The sequence below is a fragment of the Leisingera sp. ANG-Vp genome (assembly GCF_000813725.1).
In the GTDB taxonomy this organism is placed as follows: Bacteria; Pseudomonadota; Alphaproteobacteria; order Rhodobacterales; family Rhodobacteraceae; genus Leisingera.
Window position 1 is genome coordinate 1 of record NZ_JWLD01000057.1, and the last position, 21995, is coordinate 21995.

Consider the following 21995-nt stretch of genomic DNA (forward strand, 5'->3'; position numbering starts at 1 on the left):
AAAGCCCCGCAGCGCCAGCGACACCGCCATAAAGGAGGCGCCCCAGATCACACCGAGGAACAGAAGCTTGGCCCAATTGGCGGCGCCGGGGGAGTCGCTCATCACAATACCTCAAAACTGGCAGCAAATTCAGTGTGCTGAAGAGCTGCGCTGGTGCTGTCAATCGGGGAGGGCGGCGCCTGACCCTGGGCGGGTGCGAAGCGCCCTCCCCGTTTTGCCGGAGGCAAGCCTTCGGCTTGGCGGGAGGGTCGGGCGCGGCACGGCCTATCGGCCGGGCTGCAGGGCGGTAAAATGACTTTCAGAAGAAAAAGGGCGCCCCGGGATGGAGCGCCCTGCAGAGGAAAAGGCTGCGGAAAACTCCGCGGGCGCCTTAGTTCTTCTCTTTGTCGACCATCTTGCCTGCCGAGATCCACGGCATCATGCCGCGCAGCTTGGCGCCGGTCTCTTCGATCAGGTGCTCGTCGTTGGCGCGGCGGGAGGCTTTCAGGGTCGGCTGGCCAACCTGGTTCTCCAGCATGAAGTCGCGCACGAATTTGCCCTGCTGGATGTCTTCCAGAACCGCTTTCATGCGGGCTTTGGTTTCGTCGTACTTCAGGATGCGCGGGCCGGTGACGTACTGGCCGTACTCGGCAGTGTTGGAGATCGAGTAGTCCATGTTGGCGATGCCGCCTTCATAGATCAGGTCAACGATCAGCTTCACTTCGTGCAGGCATTCGAAATAGGCCATTTCCGGGGCGTAGCCGGCTTCGACCAGGGTTTCGAAACCGCAGCGGATCAGCTCAACCAGGCCGCCGCAGAGAACCGCCTGCTCGCCGAACAGGTCGGTTTCGCATTCTTCGCGGAAGTTGGTTTCGATGATGCCGGAGCGGCCGCCGCCGATGGCGGAGCAGTAGGACAGGCCGGTTTCCAGCGCTTTGCCGGTGGCGTCGGTGTGAACCGCGACCAGGCAGGGCACGCCGCCGCCTTTGGTGTATTCGCCGCGCACGGTGTGGCCCGGGCCCTTCGGCGCCATCATGATGACGTCGACGCCTTCTTTCGGCTCGATCAGGCCGAAGTGCACGTTCAGGCCGTGGGCGAATGCGATGGCTGCGCCCGGACGGATGTTGTCGTGGACGTATTTCTTGTAGGTCTCAGCCTGCAGTTCGTCGGGCATGGTGAACATGATCACGTCGCACCAGGCTGCTGCTTCTGCGATGCCCATGACCTGCAGGCCTTCGCCTTCGGCTTTCTTCGCCGAGGGGGAGCCTTCGCGCAGGGCAACGACAAGGTTCTTGGCGCCGGAGTCGCGCAGGTTCAGCGCGTGGGCGTGGCCCTGGGAGCCATAGCCCAGGATGGCCACTTTCTTGTCCTTGATCAGGTTCACATCGCAATCGCGGTCGTAATAAACGCGCATGATCCACGTCCTTTCGTATGGTGTTTGAGGGCATCATAGGGAGGCGGGGCAGGAAGGCGATAGCTTATTAGCTATGAAGTGGCGTGAATTAGCTGTATTCTATTCGTGTAAATGCCAATTCGTGAAGAAATCATGCTTGATGATCTCGACCGGCGCATTCTGCGCTATTTGCAAAGCGACCCGGAGCAATCGATTCCGGATCTGGCTGAACGCCTGGGCCTCAGCGCCTCGCGCCTGTCGCGGCGGCTGGAGAAGCTGCGCGAGAGCGGCGTGATCCTGGGCCAGCGGGCGGTGATCGACTGGCGGGCCCTGGGCTATGAGGTTGAGGTGTCGCTGCGGGTGACGCTGGACAAAACCAACCCGCGCGCCTTTGATGAGTTCATCGAAGCTGCCCGCACCATTGCCGAGGTGATCGAGATCCAGACCTTTCTGGGCCAGGTTGATGTGCGGCTCTCGGTGATCGCGCGCGACATGCCGCATTACCAGCAGATCTACCGCGCCGCCATTCTGAACCTTCCGCATATCACCGATATCGAGGCGCTGATGCATGTGGCGCGGATCAAGTCGGATGAGGTGCTGCCGGTATGAGCGGGCTGGATGATCTGGATTTTACCATCCTGCGGGCGCTCTCGGAGGATGCGACTTTGTCGGCAGGCGCGCTGGGGCGGCAGCTGGGGCTGAGCCAGCCCGCCACCTGGCGGCGGATCAAACGGCTGCAGGAGGCGGGTATCATCGCGGGCCGCAGGCTGGAGCTCGATAAGGAGAAGCTGGGCTTTGGCGTGACCGTCTTTCTGGGGGTGAAACTGGCCACCAAGGGGCGGGTCTCGCTGGAGGATTTTGAACGAGCCGTCTCTGCTATCCCCGAGGTGCAGACGGTGGAGCATGTTCTGGGCATGTATGACTACCGCCTGCGGGTGACGGCGCGGGACATTTCCGACTTTGAACGTGTGCTGCGGCGAAGGGTGATGACCCTGCCGGGGGTGGGGAATGTCGAGGCGAATGTGCTCTTGAGCGAGGAGCGGCGGCCGGGGCCTTTGGGGTGAGTTTTTGATAGTGAGAACGGGCATTGGAGTTCGGAAGTGAAATGCAAGCAAGCGAAACCGCTTAAAGGCAAGCTGCCGCATGATCATGAGTTGGCGGAAGTGATTGCAGAAGCCTATCACGTCTTTGCCTGTGAAAAGCCCTCTGATCCCGGTGTCTGTGATTGCTGCATGGATCAAAGAATACGGGAGCATTTCTTTGAACCTGAAATCGCAGAGATGCCTCTCCATTACCTGCAGGATTGGTACTTTGCGGCCATTGGAGATGAGTTCAATCAGCATACCTGGCGTTACCTGCTGCCTCGTATTCTGGAAGTGCTGGCGTCAGGGGAGACGCTGGCGGGTGTTGGCATTGAAGTAAGCTTGAACCGGTTTCCCACCGGTGTGGAAGGTAACTGGCGTGATGAAGAGTGGCAGGTTCTGGACAGGTTCCAGCGGCTGTTCTTGCGCAGGGCTGTCCTGTCTTATCCGGAATGCTTGGATGATGTGCTCTGCATGCTTGGAATCGCGGACTGGCCGCTCGCCGGATTGTTCGAGCAGGTCTTGAACTGCCCGTCAGGGGATTTGGCGGAACGGTTCTGGAAAGACTGGTGCCAATTTCCTGCACCCGGCGTTTGGGTCGGCAGTTTTTGGGAGCGAAGCCAGGAGCCAGAGGTGTATGCATTCTACCGGTCCTATGAACTATACCAAAAAATTGCAGACCTGGCCTCTAAGGATCAGACGCCGCCTGAACTCGCAGAAAAGGCACTGGCTGTTGCAGCGGTAATCGAAGGGGAAGCAAGCTGGACCTGACGCTCCGGCCCCGGCCATTGAGCTGACGTTTGTTTCCGATGCGAAACGGGCTTGGCGCAAATTCACCTGCTTTCTGTCGCCCATGGGCTGTCTTTTATCCGTGCCTTCGCCAGTATCGCCCTTCGGAGGACGGCTGCCGGATGTATGCCACGGTAGGCTTTGCCAAGCCGCGCGGCACCGGCTAGCCGTATGATGAGGAATGTAAGGGAGGCCAAGATGGCACTGCTCGAGACCGTCGACCCGCAGGGTCTGGATGAATTTTCGGTGGTTTTCACCGACCGCTCGCTGAACCACATGTCCAAGACATTCCAGCAGGTGATGCTGGACATCAACGGGATGCTGAAAGAGGTCTATAACGCCGAGGCCGTGGCGCTGGTGCCTGGCGGCGGCACTTATGCGATGGAGGCGGTGGCACGCCAGTTTGCCCGCGGCGCCAATGCGCTGGTGGTGCGCAACGGCTGGTTCTCCTACCGCTGGAGCCAGATTTTCGAGGCCGGCGGATTCACCGCGTCCTCGACCGTGATGAAGGCACGCCGCACCGGCAATGAAAGCGCCTCGCCGTTTGAGCCTGCGCCGATTGCCGACGTGGTTGCCGCGATCAAGGAGCAGAAGCCCGATATCGTCTTTGCCCCGCATGTGGAAACTGCAGCCGGTGTGATCCTGCCTGACGACTATGTGACCGCGATGGCGGCAGCTGCGCATGAAGTGGGTGCGCTGATGGTGCTGGACTGCATCGCCTCGGGCTGCGCCTGGATCGATATGAAGGCCACCGGTGTCGATGTGCTGATCTCCGCCCCGCAAAAGGGCTGGAGCGCGTCGCCCTCGGCCGGTCTGGTGATGTTCTCGGAGAAGGCGCTGGCGCGTCTGGAAGAGACCACCTCGGACAGCTTTGCCATCAACCTGAAACAGTGGCGCACCATTATGAAGGCCTATGAGGACGGCGGCCATGCGTATCACGCCACAATGCCGACCGATGCGCTGAAGGCGTTCCGCGACACCATGCTGGAGACCAAGGAATACGGCTTCGATAAGCTGCGCGATGCGCAATGGGCGCTGGGCAACGGCGTGCGCGCGATGCTGAAGGAAAAGGGCATCACCTCCGTGGCTGCGGACGGCTTTGGCGCGCCGGGCGTGGTAGTGAGCTATACCTCTGATCCGGACGTGCAGAACGGCAAGAAGTTCCTGGCGCTGGGCACCCAGATCGCGGCGGGCGTGCCGCTGCAGTGCGACGAGCCTGCGGACTTCCGCACTTTCCGTCTGGGCCTCTTTGGCTTGGACAAGCTCTATGACGTGGACGCCACCATCGCGCGGCTGAAATCCGTCGCGGACCAGGTGCTTTAACGCAAAATCCGGATTGGGCTGCGCAAGGGGATATTGCTAGTGCGGCCCAGCCCGTGGCGCAGGGTGAGCCAGATCACCCCGAGGCTGATTGCCAGCCAAATCCCGCCCCACAGCATGGTTGCGCCGCCGAATTCCTCAGCCATCATCCGCGCGTCCGAGCGCAGGTGAGAGCGTGCGATGGTATCGTCCCAGATGTCGAGCGGTGCGTAGATCATGCTGCTGATGCCGATCACCCGCAGGATCATGTCGTTGATATTGAGGCTGAGATAGCGCGATGCCGCGAGCATCAGGGCGCCGGTGGCGAAGGTGAAGCCAAGCGCAAAGAGGTCGCGGATGTAAAAAGCCGCAACGCCCAGGGTGACGGCACCAAAGAAGGCCAGCACCTTGCGGTCCCAGTCAGTGCGCAGGGCAATCACGAACAGGGCCGCACCGATCAGAAGCGATCCGGTATAGCCGGCAGAGAGCGTCAGGAAGCGGCTGCCGCCGCGGGACACCACCATGCCGCCTTCATGCGGGTTGATGGTGAGGCTGACAACCTCGCCGCCGGTCAGCAGCGTCATCGCCGCGTGGGACAGCTCATGCAGGAATACGGTCAGGATACGCAGGGGCAGAAGCGCCTGGGTTTGCCAGAGGGCGGCAATGGCCAGTGTCAGGCAAAAGAGCTGCCAGTGGCCTTTCAGGAAGCGTCCGGCAGCCTGCATTTATTTCACACCAAGCCCCATCTGCATCAGCGTCTTGCGCACAGGTGCCAGCGAATAGAGCGCATTGAGGCCAAAGGCGCGCAGGTCGCGCAACGGACGCGGGGCCAGCATGGAGGTGCGGTTCAGCAGGTCGATGCCTTTGACGCGCAGCATGATCTCGTTGTGGCGCGCTTTGTGGTAGGCCTCCAGCATCTGCGCGTCGCCTAAGGCTTCGGGGCGGGCCTCGGCCAGCTCCAGCAGGCTGCGCAGATCGCCCAGCGACATATTCAAACCTTGCGCGCCGATCGGTGGCACCACATGGGCGGCTTCGGCCATCAGCGCCAGGCGTTCGCCATTCAGGCGCTGGGCGGACTGGCTGATGATCGGCCAGATGGTGCGGCGCGAGGCCAGTTTCAGATCGCCGAACAGTCCGCAGCTGCGCCGGGTCATGGCGGCCTCAAAGGCCTCAGGTGCAAGGTTCAGCAGCTCCTGCGCCTTGGGGCCGCGCTCCATCCAGACAATCGCCGAGGACGGCTGGCCTCGGTAGTCCGGCAGCGGCACGAGTGTGAAAGGGCCCCCGGAGCGGTGGATCTCGGTTGAGACGTTTTCATGCGGCACCGGATGGGTGACGGCAAAGGCCAGCGCCTTTTGGCCGTAGCGGGTGGTTTTGACCGGGATGCCCGCAGCTTCGCGCATTGGCGAGTTGCGGCCGTCGCAGGCGACCACCAGTTTCGCCGTGACCTGGCTGCCGTCGCTCAAGCGAACACGTGCTTCATCGGTGCGGGTGAACAGGCCGGCGGTGCCGGTGCCAAAGCGCAGGTCGACGTTGGGCAGCTCTGCCAGCCGGGCAATCATCTCGCGCCGCAAAAGCCAGTTGGGCAGGTTCCAGCCAAAGGGCTGGTCCGAGATATCGGCAGCGTTGAAATCCTTGACCACCCGCGGCTCGGGGCGAAGGCCGCCTGCATCGACAATGCGCATGATTTGCAAGGGGGCGGCGTGATCCGCCAGCCGGGCCCAGATGCCGCAGCGCTCCAGCAGGGCCTGTGCGGGCTGGAGGAACGCGGTTGTGCGCAGGTCGGAGCCTTCGGCGTCGCGCTCGGTCACCGGCGGGGCCGGGTCAGCGCAGATCACGCTGAAGCCTTGGGACGCAAAAGCGGCGGCTGCGGTCAGTCCCGCAATGCCGCCGCCGGAAATCAGGATGTCGCAGGTTTCGGCCATATCTCAGCCCTCCGTCTCTTGGCCCAGAGATAGGCCCGCGAGCGGGGGGAAGACAAGCGGATACCGGCAGATACGGCCTTTAGCCGCGGGTGATGGTCAGCAGCAGGATGAACATCACTGGAACCAGGCAGAGCGCCGGGATGTAAAGGCCCGGAATGCCGAACAGCAGGATCGAACAGCCCCAGGCACTGACCAGGGTTGCCAGCGCGTAATAGAGGTTCTCTTCCGGCCCATAGGCGACCTCTTTCATGATCCGGCCCAGGACGGGGATGGCAAAGAGAATGCGCTGCCAGATCGTCAGCTGTGCGGGGAGGGCATATGCGGCCATGTCGAGGCTCCAATTCGTCGGTTTCCGCGGCGCATATAGGGAGGAAAAGATGCAGCAAACAGGTGCATTTCGCCGCAGGTGCGAAGAAATGCCGGCATGCCTTTGTGCACAATCCGGAATGCGGCAATCGGCATCGGAATGCGGCCCGGGAGGGCGGGTTGATCAGATCAGCTTTGCCAGGAAACCGGCCAGATCATCGGAGTGATGGTGGATGTGCTCCGCGGCCACAGGCTCGGGGGCCACATGCACGGTGCGCATGCCCATTTCATGGGGCGCGGCCAGGTTGCGGGGGTCGTCCTCGAACATCGCCGCCTGGCTTGGCACCACACCGGCCAGGGCAAACACCTTGTCAAAGGCGCGGCGCTCCGGCTTGGGGTGGTAGTCCGCGTTTTCGACGCCAAAGACGCCGTCAAACAGGCCGGACAGCCCGCGGGCGGCCAGCACCCGCTCGGCATAAGGCGCGGAGCCGTTGGTGTAGACGATCTTCTTGCCCGGCAGGTTGCGGATAGCATCGGCCAGGGGCGCATCCTTTTCCAGGTGGTCCATCGAGATGTCGTGCACCGCGACCAGATAGGGATCGGGATCCAGATCATGCTCTCGCATCAGCCCTGCGAGGGTGGTGCCGTGCTCGCGCCAGTAATGGCCGCGCAGGCGGTCGGCTTCGGCCTTTTCCACCCCCAGGGCGTCCATCACGTAGGCCGTCATCTTGACCTCTATCTGGTCGAACAGCCGCGCCGACGGGTGGTACAGCGTGTTGTCGAGGTCGAACACCCATTGGGTGACATGGGAGAAGGATTGCTTGGGCATGTGTCCGCAGTAGGGCGCAGGCGGCGGATTCGCAATCAAAAGCGCATTTTGGCTGCGGGTTTTCAGCACGTTGGCGCCATCAGGGTTGAATGCGGCGGCGCGCGCTGTAGAGATGGTCTGATCCAGCAAGACAGGAAAGACCATGAGCCGCAGCAACCAGAAAGATGCCTATGCGCTGATCCTCGAAGCGATTGACGTTGGCGTTTACAAGCCCGGCGACCGGCTGGTGGAAAGCGATCTGGCGGAGCGCTTTGGCGTGTCGCGCACACCGATCCGCGAGGCGCTGCAGCGGCTGGAGACGCAATCGCTTCTGGAGCGGGACGGGCGGTCGCTGATCGTGGCGTCGCTGGACCACAACCAGATGGCCGAGCTGTACGTTGTGCGGCGGGAGCTGGAGGGGCTGGCAGCACGGCTGGCAGCGCGCCATGCCACCGAGGAAGAGGTCAAGGTGCTGAAGGATATGGTCGAGGCGGATGATGCGCTGGTCGATAATCCGACGGAGCTGTCCAAGGCCAACCGCCGCTTTCACGAGCAGATCCATCTGGCCTCTCACAACCGCTACCTGGTGCAGCAGCTGGACCTGGTGCACCGGACCATGGCGCTGATGGCCACCACGTCGCTGGCGGCCGAAGGGCGCAGCGAAATCGCTCAGTCCGAGCACAAAGGCATCGTCGATGCGATCAGCCGCCGCGACGAGGATGCTGCGGGGGCGGCGCTGAAGGAGCATATTTCGGTGGCTTTCATGACCCGCCTGAAAGAGGACGCCAGCGGACGCGGCTAAAGCGCAGCAGCTTGCGGCGGTGCCCTGCGGCCGGTTTGACGCCATGCGCTGTCTTGTCCCAGAAGAACGGGCGGGCGAGCAGCTCATAGGCGGCCTTGGCCACCGCTAGCGCACCCATCGGAAAATATAGGATCATCGCGGGCGCCCAGGCCGCGAGCCTGGGGCGGCCCATGGCGAAGGCCGCTGTTACGCTGAGGATCATGCCGAGCCCTTCAAAGAAAACCAGGGCCGCCGCCGCCAGCATCAGCAGCTGCGGCGGCGCGGTGCCTGCACTGGGATGCGGCATGCCAAGGGCGATCAGCCAGAACGACCACAGCACGGGGGCAAACAGGAACTGCCCGACCGTGCCCAGGAAAAAGGCCTGAAAGCCCAGGAAGCGCTTCCATCCCAGTTCTCCCAGCAGCCGCAGCGGCTGGCGCATGTGCACCAGGTAGGTGACCATGAAGCCTTTGAGCCAGCGCGAGCGCTGCTTGACCCAGGGCCAGGGGCGGCAGTTGGCCTCCTCGTATGTGGTGCTGGGCAGCATTTCGGTGCGGTAGCCGGCGCGGTAGAGCCGGACGCCTAGATCGGCGTCCTCGGTCACGTTATGGGCGTCCCAGCCGCCCAGCTCCTCCAGCACCTGGCGGCGGATGAACATGGTGGTGCCGCCCAGCGGCACAACCAGGCCCAGGCGGGCAATGCCGTTCAGCACAATCCGGAACCAGCTGCCATACTCCAGCGTGAAACAGCGCGAGATCCAATTGGTGCGCGGGTTGTAATAGTCGAGCACCCCCTGGAAACAGGCTGTATCAGGGCTTGCCCGGGCAAAGGCCCGCGCCACCTGGTCCAGCTGGTCCGCCTGGGGCGCGTCCTCGGCATCCCAGACCCCGATAAGATCGCCGCGGCAGAAGTTGAGCGCATAGTTCATGGCCCGCGGCTTGGTGGTCAGCCCGCCGAAGGCGGGCACTTCCACCACCCGGATCCAGGGCGGCAGCCGGGTGGCAGCAAGGGCTGCGCGGGTGACGCTGTCATGTTCTTCGAGCACCAGGATCACATCGGTCAGGGCGCGCGGATAGCTGAGCTTGCGGATGCGGGCCAGCAGGGCGCGGCTGATCTCGGCTTCCTTGTAGAGCGGCACCAGCACCGAGATGACCGGAGGTTTTGCCTGCGCTGGCTGGCGGGCCGGCGGCAGAGCAGTGCCGGAACGGCGGGCCTGTGCGGTCCAATAGGCGGCCAGGCCGCAGAGCTTTAGTGCGGTGAACAGCAATACCGATAGCAGCGCCAGCAGGCTGAGCGCGGTAAAAACCTGGGCCGGTGCCTTCCAGCACAGATAGAGCGCGGGCAGGGCGCAGGCAGCCAGCAAGGCCTGGCCCCTGGCGGGCTGCAGGCCGCGGCAGCTGAGCCGCGGCACCACGCTGCAGCTGGCCTGGCGCACCAGGACGGGGCTGAAATGGGCAGTGAGCTGCGCAGTGATCTGCGCCTCGGAGGCCAGCACCGGAGTGATTGAGCCGAAACTGCCCTGCAGTTCGCTTTGCAAGTCTGCGAAGCGGTCTGGATGGGCAATGGCAATGGTAACGGTCTGGCCCAGCTGCATCCAGGGCAGCGCGCAATGGCGCAGCCAGAACTGGGCCGGCTTGCGGGCCAGGAGACGGGGATTGGCCACCTGACCGGTCAGGTCGGCGCGCGGCATCCGGTACTGCTGTGCCAGCGTTTCCTGGATCTGGTCTTCGCTGGCAAGCCCTTCGGCCACCAGCACCCGTCCCAGTGCCGCCTTCTGATGCTGGCGCAGCACCAGTGCCTTCATCATGCTGCCGCCATCTATGGCTGGCGGCAATTGTGAAGCCCGGCCCTGGGGCGGCAGATGCCGGGAGCCGTGCAGTTTCTGAATTGCAGGATGCATAACCGTCCCGCCAGGTTGAGCAGTGAGGCTCACAGGCTGGCGGCGGTGGCTTAAGAATTGGTAAACACGGCATTAACCATGCCGCCAGGCGGCATGGTTAACAGATTTTTTATGCAGATTTACGTTCGGCCATGGCGTCGGCGAAGCGTTCGAACAGGTAGAAGCTGTCCTGCGGGCCGGGGCTGGCCTCGGGGTGGTGCTGCACCGAGAACACGGGTTTGCCCGCGATGCGGATGCCGCAGTTGGAGCCGTCAAACAGCGACACGTGCGATTCCTCGACCCCTTCCGGCAGGGTTTGTGCGTCGACCGCAAAACCGTGGTTCATCGAGGTGATCTCAACCTTGCCGGTGGCGTGTTCCTTGACCGGGTGGTTGGCGCCGTGGTGGCCGTGGTTCATCTTGACGGTATTGGCGCCCAGTGCCAGTGCCAGCATCTGGTGGCCAAGGCAGATGCCAAAGACCGGCAGGTCGGCTTTCAGCACTTCCTGGATCATCGGCACCGCGTATTCGCCGGTGGCGGCCGGGTCGCCGGGGCCATTGGACAGGAACACGCCGTCGGGGTTGTGCGCCAGGACTTCTTCTGCAGTTGCGGTGGCGGGCAGCACGGTCACGTCGCAGCCGGCCGAGGCCAGGCAGCGCAGGATGTTGCGCTTGGCGCCGTAATCGAGAGCGACAACTTTGTGCTTGGGGGCTTCCTGCCGGGAATAGCCGTCCGGCCAGGCCCAGCGCATCTCATCCCAGCGGTAGCTTTGGGCGCAGGTCACGTCCTTGGCGAGATCCAGGCCGACCAGGCCGGACCACTCGCGCGCCTTGGCGACCAGTGCCTCGACGTCGAAGTTGCCCTCGGGATCGTGTGCCAGGGCCACATGCGGCGCGCCCTGCTGGCGGATGGCGCGGGTCAGGCGGCGGGTGTCGACGCCGCCGATGGCGATGCGGCCGGTGCGGGTGAGCCAATCCTTCAGCTCTTCGGTGGCGCGCCAGTTGGAGGCCAGGGTCGGATCCCATTTCACCACCATGCCGGCCGCGACCGGGTCGCCGGTCTCGTCATCCTCAGGGGTGACGCCGGTGTTGCCGATATGGGGGAAGGTGAAGGTGACGATCTGGCCGGCGTAGGAGGGGTCGGTCATGATCTCCTGGTAGCCGGTCATCGCGGTGTTGAAGCAGAGCTCGGCCACGGTATCGCCGGTGGCGCCGAAACCGGTGCCGTAAAAGACGGTGCCATCGGCGAGCGCCAGGCAGGCTGTGGGCTTGGTCGGGGCGGAAGCGGCCATTGCGCGAGTCTCCATGCGGGATAAATTCATGGGCTTGTAAGGGGAGCGCCCATGCGGGTCAAGCCTGCAAGGCGGCGGCGGGGCGCCGCCGGGGCAGAACCCGGAAAATTACTGTAAACTTGCGCAGGTGCCGCATTTTGGATAACCATCGGTGTCCGGCAACCACGAGGATGCTTTTGCACATGGATACGCGCACCCGGGTCAATCAGGCCCTGAAGCAAGCGATGAAAGACAAGGCCGCCGACCGGCTGGCCACCCTGCGGCTGATCAACGCGGCGATCAAGGACCGCGAGATCGCGGCCCGCGCCGATGGCGAGGAAAGCAGCATCGGGGACGCTGAAATCCTTGCCATCCTTGGCAAGATGACCAAGCAGCGCAATGAAAGCGCCCGCGCCTATGAGGAAGGCGGGCGGCTGGATCTGGCGGAACAGGAATTGGGCGAGATCTCCATCATCGAAGAGTTCCTTCCGCAGCAGCTGAGCGACGGGGAAGTGGCCGAGGCGATCAAGGCTGCCGTCTCCGAGACAGGCGCCGAATCGATTCGCGATATGGGCAAGGTGATGGGCGCTTTGAAGGCGAAATACACCGGTCAGATGGACTTCGGCAAAGCCGGTCCGATGGTGAAGGATCAGCTCTGCAGCAAGGGCGACTGCTGATCCACGGCCGGCGGGTTTTGTACCGCGCTGGCGCGCTGCCTCCGGCGGGGGTATTTCAGACCAGAAAGAAAAAAAGGGCCCGGGTTTCCGGGCCTTCTTTTTTAGCGGGCCGGGCCGCTGGAGAGGGCGGTCTTGAGGTCGCCGTATAAAGCCACCCGTTCGTCTTCCGAAAGGAACGCGCCGATCTCCACTTCGCGGCCGCCGCCCTGCAGGGTGACATAGTGCGGCACTGGTCCGTCGTGATCGTGCATTTCGACCCGGGTCCAGTAGCGGTTGCAATGCCAGCTCTGGCGGCGGCCGTCCGGGTTGATCCGCTCAAGCCGGGCATTTTCGGGGCCGATGGTCAGAACCTCAAGGATCTGGTGGTCGCGGCGGCTGCGGTCGAGCGCGTATTTCATCCCGAACAGGGTCAGCAGCAGGAACGGCAGCAGTCCCCACAAGAGGAAGGAGCCCAGAAGCGGTACCAGCGGCACGCAGATCAGCGCCGCGGTCAGCCCCAGAAAGCGCACATAGCCCCGGGGCCGCAGTGACTGATGCGGCCAGAGGTGCAGCTCGCGTTCGGCGCCTTTTCGCGGCCGGGTCCAATTGTAGGGCATGACATGCAGCCTGCAGCGGTTTCGGTAACTTACTTAAATGATGTGCCGGAGACGGCAGATTTCCACTGCGGTTTACTATCGCGGCAAGAGGCAATGAAAAAGGCCCCGGGACATCTGCCCGGGGCCTTTCGGTGATTTCAGGATCTCAGCCGCTTAGTGCGAATGCGAGCGGTCCCATTCTTCCTGCTTGGGCAGGATTTCGAAGGTATGCTCCGGCGGCGGAGAGGGCAGGGTCCACTCCAGGGTGTCCGCGTATTCGTTCCAGTAGTTGTTCTGGGTGACGCGGGCGCCGCGCAGCAGCGAGTAGATCACCACGCCGAAGAACAGCAGGAACGAAGCGAAGGAGATGAACGCGCCGTAAGAGGAGATCTTGTTCCAGTAGGCGAAACCTTCCGGGTAGTCGATGTACCGGCGCGGCATGCCCTGGCGGCCCAGGAAGTGCTGCGGGAAGAAGGTCAGGTTGGCGCCGATGAAGAACAGCCAGAAGTGGATCTGGGCGCCCAGCTCGTTGTACTGACGGCCGGTCATCTTGCCGAAGTAGAAGTAGATGCCTGCAAAGATCGCAAAGACGGCACCCAGCGACATCACGTAGTGGAAGTGCGCCACAACGTAGTAGGTGTCGTGATAGGCACGGTCCACAGAGGCCTGCGACAGCACCACACCGGTCACACCGCCGACGGTGAACAGGAACAGGAAGCCGAAGGCAAACATCATCGGAGCTTTGAACTCGATGGAGCCGCCCCACATGGTGGCGATCCAGGAGAACACCTTAACACCGGTGGGCACCGCGATCACCATGGTGGCCAGCATGAAGTAGGCCTGCTGGTTCAGCGACATGCCGACGGTGTACATGTGGTGCGCCCAGACGACGAAGCCCAGAACACCAATCGCGATGATCGCCCAGACCATCGGCAGGTAGCCGAAGACCGGCTTGCGCGCGAAGGTGGCGATGACGTGGCTGATGATGCCGAAGCCCGGCAGGATCACGATGTACACTTCCGGGTGGCCGAAGAACCACAGGATGTGCTGGTACAGGATCGGGTCGCCGCCGCCGGCTGCATCAAAGAAGGTGAAGCCGAAGTTGCGGTCCATCAGCAGCATGGTGATGGCGCCGGCCAGAACCGGCAAGCTCAGCAGGATCAGCCAGGAGGTGACGAAGATCGACCAGGAGAACAGCGGCACTTTGAACAGGGTCATGCCCGGCGCGCGCATGTTCAGGAAGGTGGTGATCATGTTGATCGCGCCCAGGATCGAGGAGGCGCCCGAGACGTGCACGGCAAAGATTGCCAGGTCCATCGAGTAGCCGCCCTCTTTCACCGACAGCGGCGGGTACAGAACCCAGCCCACGCCGGAGCCCAGCTGGCCGTTGCCGCCCGGGGAGACAACCGAGAGAACTGCCAGCGAGGTGCCTGCGACATACATCCAGAACGACAGGTTGTTCATCCGCGGGAACGCCATGTCCGGTGCACCGATCTGCAGCGGCATGAAGTAGTTGCCGAAACCGCCGAACAGCGCCGGAATCACCACGAAGAACATCATCAGGATGCCGTGCGCTGTGATCATCACGTTCCAGAGGTGGCCGTTCGGAGTACAGGGCTGCGATGCGTCTGCAAAGAAACGCGCGCCTTCGCCGCACATGTACTGAACGCCCGGATCCATCAGCTCCAGCCGCATGTAAACGGTGAAGATAACGGAGATGAGACCTGCGATCGCCGAAACGATCAGGTAAAGAATGCCGATATCCTTGTGGTTCGTGCTCATGAACCAGCGCTGGAAGAATGAGCGCTCGTCCTCGTGGCCGTGACCATGAATGGCTGCGTCTGCCATTTAGGTGCCTCCTGCTGCATAACGAAAGGCCCCCGGAGACGGACTCCGGGCGGCCTGGATTCTCTGGGAGTATTAGAGCGGCCTGACGGGGCCTTCAATGGCGGAGTTTGATCTCGATCAAGAATTATTGCCGCAGGGGCTTGAATGCCATTGCCGGTGTGCGGGCGGCGGGTGCTTGACCTGGCCGCAGGCCGGGCGCACAACCGGAGCAACACCAAAACAGGAGGTTTGGCGCATGCCCGCTTATGATCCCGACAATATCTTTGCCAAGCTGCTGCGCGGCGAGATCCCCTCGGCCCGTGTCTATGAAGATGATGAGACACTGGCCTTTATGGATATCATGCCGCGCGCCGACGGCCATTTGCTGGTGATTCCCAAGACCCCCTGCCGCAATCTGCTGGATGCCAGCCCGGCGCAGCTGGCGGCGGTGATGCAGACGGTGCAGAAACTGTCGCATGCAGTGATCAAAGGCCTGGGCGCTGACGGGGTCACGGTGCAGCAGTTCAACGAGGCGGCCGGAGGGCAGGAAGTGTTTCACTTGCACATGCACGTGCTGCCGCGCCGCGAAGGCGACCGTCTGCGCCCGCCTGGGCAGATGGGCGATCAGGCGCTGATCAAGGAGCAGGCGGAACAGATCCGCGCCGCGCTGGCAGCAGACTGAGCGCTGCGTCCGGCCGCGGCGCAGGCGGCACGGCAGAACAATTGGAAACGCCGCAGTTTTGATGGCGTTTTCACTGTGATTTTGCGCATTTGAATTAAATGTTGAATTCCAGTTGAATTTGAGACTAGCTGGTTCCCAAATTGGTTGTAGTTCGGAGAGGGCGCACGCGCCCAAGCGTATGGGGTCCCAAGAATTGGGGTGGTCCGGCATCGTATGCCAGCTCGGCTGAGAGTGGCATCAGCCGGGTATTTTCTGTTTACAGGCTGGCTGCCTGAAACCGCCGGGCCGAAGCGCCCGGACCTGTCCGTATGCTTGCAAGGCGCGCTGTCTTACCGGTGTGGAAATGCAATAGTGGAGGGGCAGGGGTGACGCTCTTGTGCCGTGCGCAGGCCTTGTCTCAGGATCAGGTCGTCGCCGCAATTTACGAGACGATGATCCGGCCGGAGCAGTTCGACCGGTTTTCCTCCGTGCTGCAGGAGGGGCAGGGTTTAACGGAGGCCGTGGACAGCCGCTGGCGGCTGGAACGGGTCCGGGCTGCTCCGGTGCTGCAGGCGCATTTTGCCCGCGCGGCGGAAATCCACGAGCAGGAATGGCAGCGGCAAGGGCAGCCGCATCCCGGCAGCTATTCCGGTAACTGCTGCCGCTTCTGGCTATTGGCCGGAGCCGGGCCGGGCGGCGGGCTGTTTAATGCGTCGCAGCGTGCGGCACGGCAGTTGAGCGGCAGCGCCGATCTGCCGGCGGCGATGGGACTGACGGCCGCTGCTGCCGGGTCCTGGCACAATTTTCTGGAACAGGCGCGGCAAGGGGCGGTGTCGGGACAGGATGTCCTGGTTCTTGAAACCGGCCGACCGGGAGAGAGATTCCTGTGCCGTCCGGTCTGGCTGGACGGGGCCGATGGCGCGGCGGCAGTGGTGATGGCCGAGCGCCTTGATGTGGAATGGAACTGTGACGCAGCTGCGCCGCTGGCTGCGGCCTTCGGGCTGCAGGCGGCGGATCTGAAGCCGCTTGAGGCTCTGCTCACTGGAACCGGCCGAGGCACGGCAGCAGCGCTCGGGCCGATTGCCGCCCGCGCCGGGGCGCCAGGCATCGCCGAACTAATCCGGCTGGCGGCTTTTTTGATAGAGGAGCGGACCCGGGACCTGAAAATCTCCCGCGGCGAGATGCTGCCGCCTGCGGATGAGTTCCAGGACGCGAACGGCAACAGGGTCCAGTACTTCCGGCTTGGCGGAGATACCGGGCAGCCGGTAATTTACCTGCACGGGCTGCTGGACGGAATTGCGCCGCTGCAGCGCCTGCAGCCGCAGCTCAGGACGCTGGGTTTCCGGGTTTATGCGCCGATGCGGGCAGGTTACGGGGGCTCCTCACCGCTGCAACGCGGCCAGGACCCCGCGGATGTTTTCGTCCGGCAGCTTGACGCGCTCATTGCCCGCGAGAACCTGCAGCGGCCGGTGCTGCTCAGCCACCGCGGCGGTGCGCCCTACGGCAGCCTGGCGGCCAACCGGTTGCACAGCCGGGTGTCGGGGCTGGTGGCGGTGGCGTCGAACTACACGATTAATTCGCCCCGGCAGTTTTCCAGCCTTACAGGCTATGCCTGGCTGGTTGCATTCTGTGCTGCCCGCGCCAGATGGATGCTGCCTGCGCTGATGAAGGGCTGGTCTGCCGCCTTGCATTGGTACGGCCATGAGAAGCTGCTGAAGATTCAATCCGCCCGTGGCAGCCGGGAGCGCGAAAGGCTGAGCGCCATGGACCTGCTGCCGCTGTTAAAGCACAGTCAGGGGCTGTTTCTGCAGCAGGGCGGGGCTGGCTTTGTGGCTGATGTGCAGATGATGCGGCAGGGAGTGCAGAAAATTACTCTGGCACGGGACACGCGGGCGGTGTTTGTGCACGGCGGCGAAGACCGGGTAGCCCCCTTGCCGTCGATCCGCGAGGCGCTGAAGGGCATCGGCAATGCCCAGCTCTGTGTCAGCCAGGAGGCGGGTGCGCTGCTGTTTTACACCTTTCCGGAGCTGGTGCTGACCACGCTGCAGGACACCACTGCCGCCGCGCAGCGCTGAGTCAGCCCTCAAACACCTGATCAAAGGTGCGTTTCAGCGCCACATCGACATCCGCCATGGTAACGGGCAGCCCCAGGTCGACCAGGCTGGTGACGCCGTATTCGGTGATGCCGCAAGGGACAATGCCGTTGAAGTGCTCCAAATCCGGCTCGACGTTGATCGAGATGCCGTGAAAGCTAACCCATTTGCGCAGGCGGATGCCGATGGCGGCAATCTTGTCTTCGGCAAGGCCGCCCGAAACAGTGCGCGCTTTTTCCGGGCGCTCGACCCAGACGCCCACGCGGCCATCGCGGATATGGCCCTGCACGTTGAATTCATCCAGCGCTGCGATCACCCAGGTTTCCAGCTGCTGCACAAAGCGGCGCACGTCATGGCCGCGCCGGCCCACGTTCAGCATCACATAGACCACCCGCTGGCCCGGACCGTGGTAGGTGTACTGGCCGCCGCGCTTGCTCTCGTAGACAGGAAAACGCTCCGGGTCGGTCAGATCCTCGCGCTTGGCAGAGGTGCCAGCCGTATAAAGCGGCGGATGTTCGCAGAGCCAGATGCACTCTTGCGCAGTGCCTGCCGCAATCGCTGCGGCGCGCTCCTCCATGAAGGCAACCGCTTGATCATACTCAACAAGACCGTCCGATGTGATCCACTCAACCATGGCCATTGTTGTCCTTTTCCATCCTTTTGCGGGAGCTTTGCGGGGAAAATCACCGCAAATTCCCTAGGTGCCAGCGCTGCCTGTGGAGTATCCTGATTCCGTAGCGAGTATCCATAGGGGGCGAGTATCATGTTTACGAAGCCGCTCAAACCGGCCTTCACGGCCGTATTTCTGGCCACCTCGGCCACTGGTCCAGCCATTGCGGATGAACTGGGAGCAGCCATTGCAGGCGCCGTGATCGGCGGTGTCATTGTCAACGAAGTCCACAGGAACAAGCAGCGCCAGCGCGCGGGCACTACGTACCGCAGGGCGCCGGTTTATTCCGCCACCCGCGCTGAAAACCGCGAGACCCAGGTGGCGCTGAATTACTTCGGGTTCAACGCCGGATCGCCGGACGGGGTGCTGGGCCGGCGTTCGCGCGCAGCCATTACCCAGTATCAGATCCACATGGGTTATCCGGCCACCGGCCATCTGGCGCCTTATGAGCGCAACTTCCTGGTCAGTTCCTACAACCGGGCGCAAGTCGGAGGCCCGCAGGTTATCAAGGCGATGCAAGGGCCGAACGGCGTGCGCGGCGTGCTGCATACCTGGCGGGATGAGGCGGCAGGCGTCAGAACAGCGGGCGGCGGTTACAGCGGCGGCGGTTATGGCGGGCTGCCGCCTGAGGTCAGCCACGCAGTGGACGAAATTGCTGCAAGCTCTGAACCTACTGGCGAGCAGCTGCTGCAGCGCACCGGATTCATGCAGCTGGCAGATCTGAACGGCGACGGCCGCAACGATTATGTGCTGGATACTTCCGTCTCCGGCAGCTCGTTCTGGTGCGGGGCATCGAATTGCTCGGTGATGGTCTTTGCGTCCACCCCGCAGGGGTATCAGCGCAATGACTTTCTGGCCCGCGGCGTGACGCCTGCCAGCTTTGCCTGCCATCAGGGCACCTGCCGGATGGTGGACACCGGCTCTGAGGCGCCGGTGCAGGCGTCTCAGCAGAACCGCAGCACGGTTATGGCCTTTGCCGGACAGGAGAGCGCCGGGCTCGGCGGCATCACCCTGTTCGACCAGCCCGAGCAGAATGCCTCGCTCACCAGCTACTGCAGCAAGCTGAGCCTGCTGACCAGCTCCAATGGCGGCTACATGACTGTCGAGAACCTGACCGACCCGGAGCTGGCGCTGGGCGAGCAGTTCTGCCTGGCCCGCTCGTATGCGATCAACTCGGGTGAAACCCGCGCCAGCAAGGTGCAGGGGGTGTCTCAGGCGCAGATCGACAGCCAGTGCGATGCTTTCGGACCGGCCGTGCAGCCGTTCCTGGCCAAACTCGGCACCGCGGGCAGCGGTGAGGTGATGGGCGACGTGCAGAAATTCGTGCTGCAGTCCGGCATGTCGCTTGAGCAGCTTTCGAATACGGCCGGGATCTGCCTGTTCTCCGGCTACCGCCGCGACGACATGGATGTGGCGCTGGGGGCCGCGCTGATCCTGACCGGAACCGGCAAGCGTCCCTACGCAGAGCTGATCGGCCACCATCTGGCGCTGGGGTACGGGGTGCCGGTCACGGCTGACAAGGCACAGGATTGGTACGGCATGGCTGTGGCATCTCTGGACAGCGGCACGCAGCCTGTCTTTGCCCCCGGCCAGCCCGGGCGGGCGGATCTGATCAAAGCAGCCTCAGCCAGGCTGGCGGGCGGCCGGGTGCAGCCGGTTCAGGCTTCCGGCGGCGGCTTCTCGCTGCCTTCCTTCGGGTCCGAGTAAGGCTAACCTTTTCCTTTCGAACGCAGCAGCATGGCCGGCGGTATTGCCGGCCATGCTTTTGTCCGGCCTCGCCCGCAGCACCGGAGAAGTAGTTAAAATTGTGATGCAAGCTGGCAGCTTTGGCTGATTTTTTACGTTTTAGTGCTGAATTCCGGTATTTGACGGGATGTTTTCCTGGCTACACTCAATGCAATCACGAAGTGCATTTTAGGGGGTTCATATGCGGTTCAAGCTGCTTTCCACATTCGCCATCAGTCTGTCTGTGGCGCTGACGCCGGCGTCCCGCGTTGCGGCGGATGCAGGCGACTTCGCGGCTGGTGCCATCATCGGCGGGATTATCGGCGGGGCCATCGGCAAGAACCAGCAGCGCCGCTCTGGAAACAAGTCGACCCGGCGCTCCCGGCTGCCTTCCACCCAGGAAGGCCGCCAGATCCAGCAGTCGCTGAATTACTTCGGATTCCCGGCAGGAACGGTGGATGGCCAGCTGGGCCGGAAATCGCGCCAGGCGATTTCCGGCTATCAGGCCTATCTGGGGTATCCGGTGACCGGGCAGCTCAATGATTTTGAACGGGATCTGCTGATCGGTTCTTTCCAGCGGGCCCAGGCCAGCGGCTATCTGGCCACCCAGCAGGCGATGGCGCATCCCGACGGGCCGCGGGGGCTTTTGAAGATCTACCTGGCCGAGCGGCTGGCGCCTCAGCCGCAGCAGCCGCAGTATCCATTGCCCAATACAACCATGGCCGGAGCCAATGCGGGCACCTACGGCGTGCCGCAGCAATACGGGCAAGGCGCTCAGCAGCCTCAGTATGGCCAGCAGCAGCTGGGCTTCGCCGCGACCACCCAGACCTATGGCATTCCGCAGCAGCCGCAGTATCAAGGCCAGCAGGGGCAGTATGTGCAGCAGGGCCAGCAAGGGCAGTATCTGCCGCAAGGCCAGTACGGGCAGCAGGTTCAGGTGCCGCAGCAAGGGCAATTCGTTCCGCAAGGCCAGGTGATGGCGTCGGTGCAGGGGCAGGGGCAAATGCAAAACGGGGCGGTCATCCTGCAAAACGGCACGGCAGCAGCCGCCACGCCAGTGCTGCTGCAGCAGAATGACGCCGCTGCGCCGCTGATCAGCCGCCGGGCGCTGGTGATCGGCGTAGACGGCTACCAGAACCTCGCAGCGCTGCAAAAGGCCCGCAATGATGCGCAGGCCGTCAGCAACACTTTGGCGGGGCTGGGTTTCGAAGTGACCACGCTTTATGACGCCAGCCGCCGCGACATCAACGGCGCGGTTTCAACTTTTGCCAACCAGATCAAGCCGGGCGATGAGGTGCTGTTCTACTTTGCCGGACACGGGGTGGAGGTTGACGGGCGCAATTACTTGCTGCCTTCGGATGTGCCGATGGTGAACTTCGGCGACGAGAGCTACCTGACCGGCGAGAGCATTCCGGCAGCGCGGGTGCTGGACACCTTCCAGCGCAAGGGCGCGCGCTCGACAATCATGATCCTGGACGCCTGCCGCAACAATCCCTTCCCGCAGGACGGCCAGCGCTCGGTCGGCGGCACCCGCGGCCTGGTGCGGATGGAGCCGCCGGAAGGTGCTTTCATCCTCTATTCCGCTGGTGCCGGCCAGACGGCGCTGGACCGGTTGTCGGATGTGGACGCCAATCCGAACTCGGTTTTCACCCGGGCGCTGCTGTCACGGCTGCAGGAGCCGGGCATGACCCTGCACCAGCTGGCCAAGCAGGTGCGCCGCGATGTGCAGGACCTGGCGGCCTCGGTGAACCACGATCAGTTCCCGGCCTATTATGACCAGATGTCGGGCGACATGGTCCTGCGCCGCCAGATCGCAGCTCAAGGCAACTGAGCCGCCCTATTGCAGAGCACGCATAGGGAAGCAGCCGGATTATCCGGCTGTTTTCCAGCGCTTAGGCGGACTGTGCCAAGGCTGCAAACATTCTGTTCAAAAAAGGCGATTTTCGGCTTCACATCACATCCGGGCTGGTCTATATGCCCCTACACCAAGCCTAAGACAGTGCGGTCGTGGCGGAATTGGTAGACGCGCAGCGTTGAGGTCGCTGTTCCTTAACCGGAGTGGAAGTTCGAGTCTTCTCGACCGCACCATCACTGGCCCTTGAAAGCCATGTTTTTCAAGCACATCAGTCACTTCGCCTCTGTCCTGAGACACAAATCGGGACACATTGGGGACATTCGGCATGGTGGTTGTTATGAAGCTCAAATACGTTGATAGCCTCGTAGGTGGTCGCAAGCGGTTCTGGGGAGCCTGATCTGACT

General features: G+C 63.0%; 20 protein-coding genes and 1 tRNA gene. 11 read left to right on the forward strand and 10 right to left on the reverse strand.

What is annotated here, in order from left to right; all coding sequences use genetic code 11:
• Positions 1–370: 370 nt before the first annotated feature.
• A complete protein-coding gene (ilvC, locus tag RA20_RS17965) occupies positions 371–1393 on the reverse strand; it encodes a ketol-acid reductoisomerase (RefSeq protein ID WP_019298383.1) in 1023 nt (340 codons plus the stop codon).
• Positions 1394–1525: 132 nt separating this feature from the next.
• On the opposite strand from ilvC, the gene RA20_RS17970 reads away from it, so the two are divergent.
• The 4 genes from RA20_RS17970 (at position 1526) to RA20_RS17985 (ending at position 4566) form a co-directional block, all read left to right on the forward strand.
• Positions 1526–1981, forward strand: a complete 456-nt coding sequence (locus RA20_RS17970) for an Lrp/AsnC family transcriptional regulator (protein WP_039131906.1) — start codon at positions 1526–1528, stop codon at positions 1979–1981.
• Positions 1978–2436, forward strand: a complete 459-nt coding sequence (locus RA20_RS17975; protein ID WP_039131909.1) for an Lrp/AsnC family transcriptional regulator — start codon at positions 1978–1980, stop codon at positions 2434–2436. Before RA20_RS17970 ends, RA20_RS17975 begins: the two co-directional genes overlap by 4 nt.
• 36 nt (positions 2437–2472) lie before the next feature.
• Positions 2473–3225, forward strand: coding sequence for a hypothetical protein (locus RA20_RS17980; RefSeq protein WP_039131914.1), 753 nt, complete (start codon positions 2473–2475; stop codon positions 3223–3225).
• 216 nt (positions 3226–3441) lie between these two features.
• Positions 3442–4566, forward strand: a complete 1125-nt coding sequence (locus RA20_RS17985; protein WP_039131916.1) for an aminotransferase class V-fold PLP-dependent enzyme — start codon at positions 3442–3444, stop codon at positions 4564–4566.
• On the opposite strand, the gene RA20_RS17990 is transcribed toward RA20_RS17985, so the two are convergent.
• The 4 genes from RA20_RS17990 to RA20_RS18005 all read right to left on the reverse strand — a co-directional run bounded on the left by RA20_RS17990 (position 4563) and on the right by RA20_RS18005 (position 7599).
• On the reverse strand, positions 4563–5267 hold the full coding sequence (locus RA20_RS17990; RefSeq protein ID WP_039131918.1) for a M50 family metallopeptidase: 705 nt from the start codon (positions 5265–5267) through the stop codon (positions 4563–4565). The genes RA20_RS17985 and RA20_RS17990 overlap by 4 nt on opposite strands.
• Positions 5268–6464 (reverse strand): UbiH/UbiF family hydroxylase, encoded by a 1197-nt coding sequence (locus RA20_RS17995; protein WP_039131920.1) that lies wholly within the window; start codon positions 6462–6464, stop codon positions 5268–5270.
• A gap of 79 nt (positions 6465–6543) precedes the next feature.
• The gene (locus RA20_RS18000) at positions 6544–6792 is read right to left on the reverse strand and encodes a hypothetical protein (RefSeq protein WP_039131926.1); all 249 of its coding nucleotides are present in this window, start codon (positions 6790–6792) and stop codon (positions 6544–6546) included.
• 162 nt (positions 6793–6954) lie between these two features.
• A complete protein-coding gene (locus tag RA20_RS18005) occupies positions 6955–7599 on the reverse strand; it encodes a pyrimidine 5'-nucleotidase (RefSeq protein WP_039131962.1) in 645 nt (214 codons plus the stop codon).
• Positions 7600–7741: 142 nt separating this feature from the next.
• Between RA20_RS18005 and RA20_RS18010 the strand changes: the two genes are divergently transcribed.
• The gene (locus RA20_RS18010) at positions 7742–8380 is read left to right on the forward strand and encodes a GntR family transcriptional regulator (RefSeq protein WP_039131931.1); all 639 of its coding nucleotides are present in this window, start codon (positions 7742–7744) and stop codon (positions 8378–8380) included.
• Here the strand turns inward: RA20_RS18010 and RA20_RS18015 are convergent.
• A complete protein-coding gene (locus RA20_RS18015) occupies positions 8340–10166 on the reverse strand; it encodes a glycosyltransferase (protein WP_446720157.1) in 1827 nt (608 codons plus the stop codon). The two genes, RA20_RS18010 and RA20_RS18015, sit on opposite strands and share 41 nt — an antisense overlap.
• Before the next feature lie 202 nt (positions 10167–10368).
• A complete protein-coding gene (carA, locus tag RA20_RS18020) occupies positions 10369–11529 on the reverse strand; it encodes a glutamine-hydrolyzing carbamoyl-phosphate synthase small subunit (protein WP_039131932.1) in 1161 nt (386 codons plus the stop codon).
• Positions 11530–11711: 182 nt separating this feature from the next.
• On the opposite strand from carA, the gene RA20_RS18025 reads away from it, so the two are divergent.
• Entirely contained in the window at positions 11712–12185 is a 474-nt protein-coding gene (locus tag RA20_RS18025) for a GatB/YqeY domain-containing protein (protein ID WP_039131937.1), read from the forward strand.
• 101 nt (positions 12186–12286) lie between these two features.
• Here the strand turns inward: RA20_RS18025 and RA20_RS18030 are convergent, their stop codons facing one another.
• Together RA20_RS18030 and ctaD are read right to left on the reverse strand one after the other, a co-directional pair.
• Positions 12287–12781 (reverse strand): DUF2244 domain-containing protein, encoded by a 495-nt coding sequence (locus RA20_RS18030; protein ID WP_039131938.1) that lies wholly within the window; start codon positions 12779–12781, stop codon positions 12287–12289.
• A gap of 153 nt (positions 12782–12934) precedes the next feature.
• The gene (ctaD, locus tag RA20_RS18035) at positions 12935–14608 is read right to left on the reverse strand and encodes a cytochrome c oxidase subunit I (RefSeq protein WP_039131941.1); all 1674 of its coding nucleotides are present in this window, start codon (positions 14606–14608) and stop codon (positions 12935–12937) included.
• Positions 14609–14843: 235 nt separating this feature from the next.
• Between ctaD and RA20_RS18040 the strand changes: the two genes are divergently transcribed.
• A complete protein-coding gene (locus RA20_RS18040) occupies positions 14844–15269 on the forward strand; it encodes an HIT family protein (protein WP_039131944.1) in 426 nt (141 codons plus the stop codon).
• 365 nt (positions 15270–15634) lie between these two features.
• Positions 15635–17323 (forward strand): alpha/beta fold hydrolase, encoded by a 1689-nt coding sequence (locus tag RA20_RS18045; RefSeq protein WP_039131953.1) that lies wholly within the window; start codon positions 15635–15637, stop codon positions 17321–17323.
• A gap of 1 nt (position 17324) precedes the next feature.
• Here RA20_RS18045 and lipB read toward each other — a convergent pair whose 3' ends face one another.
• Positions 17325–17981 carry a lipoyl(octanoyl) transferase LipB gene (gene lipB, locus RA20_RS18050; RefSeq protein ID WP_275041466.1) on the reverse strand — a complete coding sequence of 219 codons (657 nt, stop codon included), beginning with the start codon at positions 17979–17981 and terminating at the stop codon, positions 17325–17327.
• Positions 17982–18104: 123 nt separating this feature from the next.
• Here lipB and RA20_RS18055 point away from each other — a divergent pair, with 123 nt between their 5' ends.
• From RA20_RS18055 to RA20_RS18065, 3 genes are all read left to right on the forward strand, one after another.
• Entirely contained in the window at positions 18105–19718 is a 1614-nt protein-coding gene (locus RA20_RS18055) for a peptidoglycan-binding domain-containing protein (protein ID WP_039131959.1), read from the forward strand.
• Between the two features lie 220 nt (positions 19719–19938).
• Complete coding sequence (locus RA20_RS24765) at positions 19939–21567, forward strand: caspase family protein (protein ID WP_052249059.1); 1629 nt, start codon at positions 19939–19941, stop codon at positions 21565–21567.
• Between the two features lie 170 nt (positions 21568–21737).
• A tRNA-Leu gene (locus RA20_RS18065) sits at positions 21738–21824 on the forward strand.
• The last annotated feature ends 171 nt before the right edge of the window (positions 21825–21995 follow it).

Coding starts and splice junctions, on each gene's coding strand:
- RA20_RS18015 (WP_446720157.1), bottom strand. CDS start 10,166: ATGATGAAGGCACTGGTGCTGCGCCAGCATCAGAAGGCGGCACTGGGA.
- RA20_RS18010 (WP_039131931.1), top strand. CDS start 7,742: ATGAGCCGCAGCAACCAGAAAGATGCCTATGCGCTGATCCTCGAAGCG.
- RA20_RS17970 (WP_039131906.1), top strand. CDS start 1,526: ATGCTTGATGATCTCGACCGGCGCATTCTGCGCTATTTGCAAAGCGAC.
- RA20_RS17990 (WP_039131918.1), bottom strand. CDS start 5,267: ATGCAGGCTGCCGGACGCTTCCTGAAAGGCCACTGGCAGCTCTTTTGC.
- lipB (WP_275041466.1), bottom strand. CDS start 17,981: ATGGCCATGGTTGAGTGGATCACATCGGACGGTCTTGTTGAGTATGAT.
- RA20_RS18005 (WP_039131962.1), bottom strand. CDS start 7,599: ATGCCCAAGCAATCCTTCTCCCATGTCACCCAATGGGTGTTCGACCTC.
- RA20_RS18030 (WP_039131938.1), bottom strand. CDS start 12,781: ATGCCCTACAATTGGACCCGGCCGCGAAAAGGCGCCGAACGCGAGCTG.
- RA20_RS17985 (WP_039131916.1), top strand. CDS start 3,442: ATGGCACTGCTCGAGACCGTCGACCCGCAGGGTCTGGATGAATTTTCG.
- RA20_RS18040 (WP_039131944.1), top strand. CDS start 14,844: ATGCCCGCTTATGATCCCGACAATATCTTTGCCAAGCTGCTGCGCGGC.
- ctaD (WP_039131941.1), bottom strand. CDS start 14,608: ATGGCAGACGCAGCCATTCATGGTCACGGCCACGAGGACGAGCGCTCA.
- RA20_RS18055 (WP_039131959.1), top strand. CDS start 18,105: ATGTTTACGAAGCCGCTCAAACCGGCCTTCACGGCCGTATTTCTGGCC.
- RA20_RS18025 (WP_039131937.1), top strand. CDS start 11,712: ATGGATACGCGCACCCGGGTCAATCAGGCCCTGAAGCAAGCGATGAAA.
- RA20_RS17995 (WP_039131920.1), bottom strand. CDS start 6,464: ATGGCCGAAACCTGCGACATCCTGATTTCCGGCGGCGGCATTGCGGGA.
- RA20_RS17975 (WP_039131909.1), top strand. CDS start 1,978: ATGAGCGGGCTGGATGATCTGGATTTTACCATCCTGCGGGCGCTCTCG.
- ilvC (WP_019298383.1), bottom strand. CDS start 1,393: ATGCGCGTTTATTACGACCGCGATTGCGATGTGAACCTGATCAAGGAC.
- carA (WP_039131932.1), bottom strand. CDS start 11,529: ATGGCCGCTTCCGCCCCGACCAAGCCCACAGCCTGCCTGGCGCTCGCC.
- RA20_RS24765 (WP_052249059.1), top strand. CDS start 19,939: ATGCGGTTCAAGCTGCTTTCCACATTCGCCATCAGTCTGTCTGTGGCG.
- RA20_RS18000 (WP_039131926.1), bottom strand. CDS start 6,792: ATGGCCGCATATGCCCTCCCCGCACAGCTGACGATCTGGCAGCGCATT.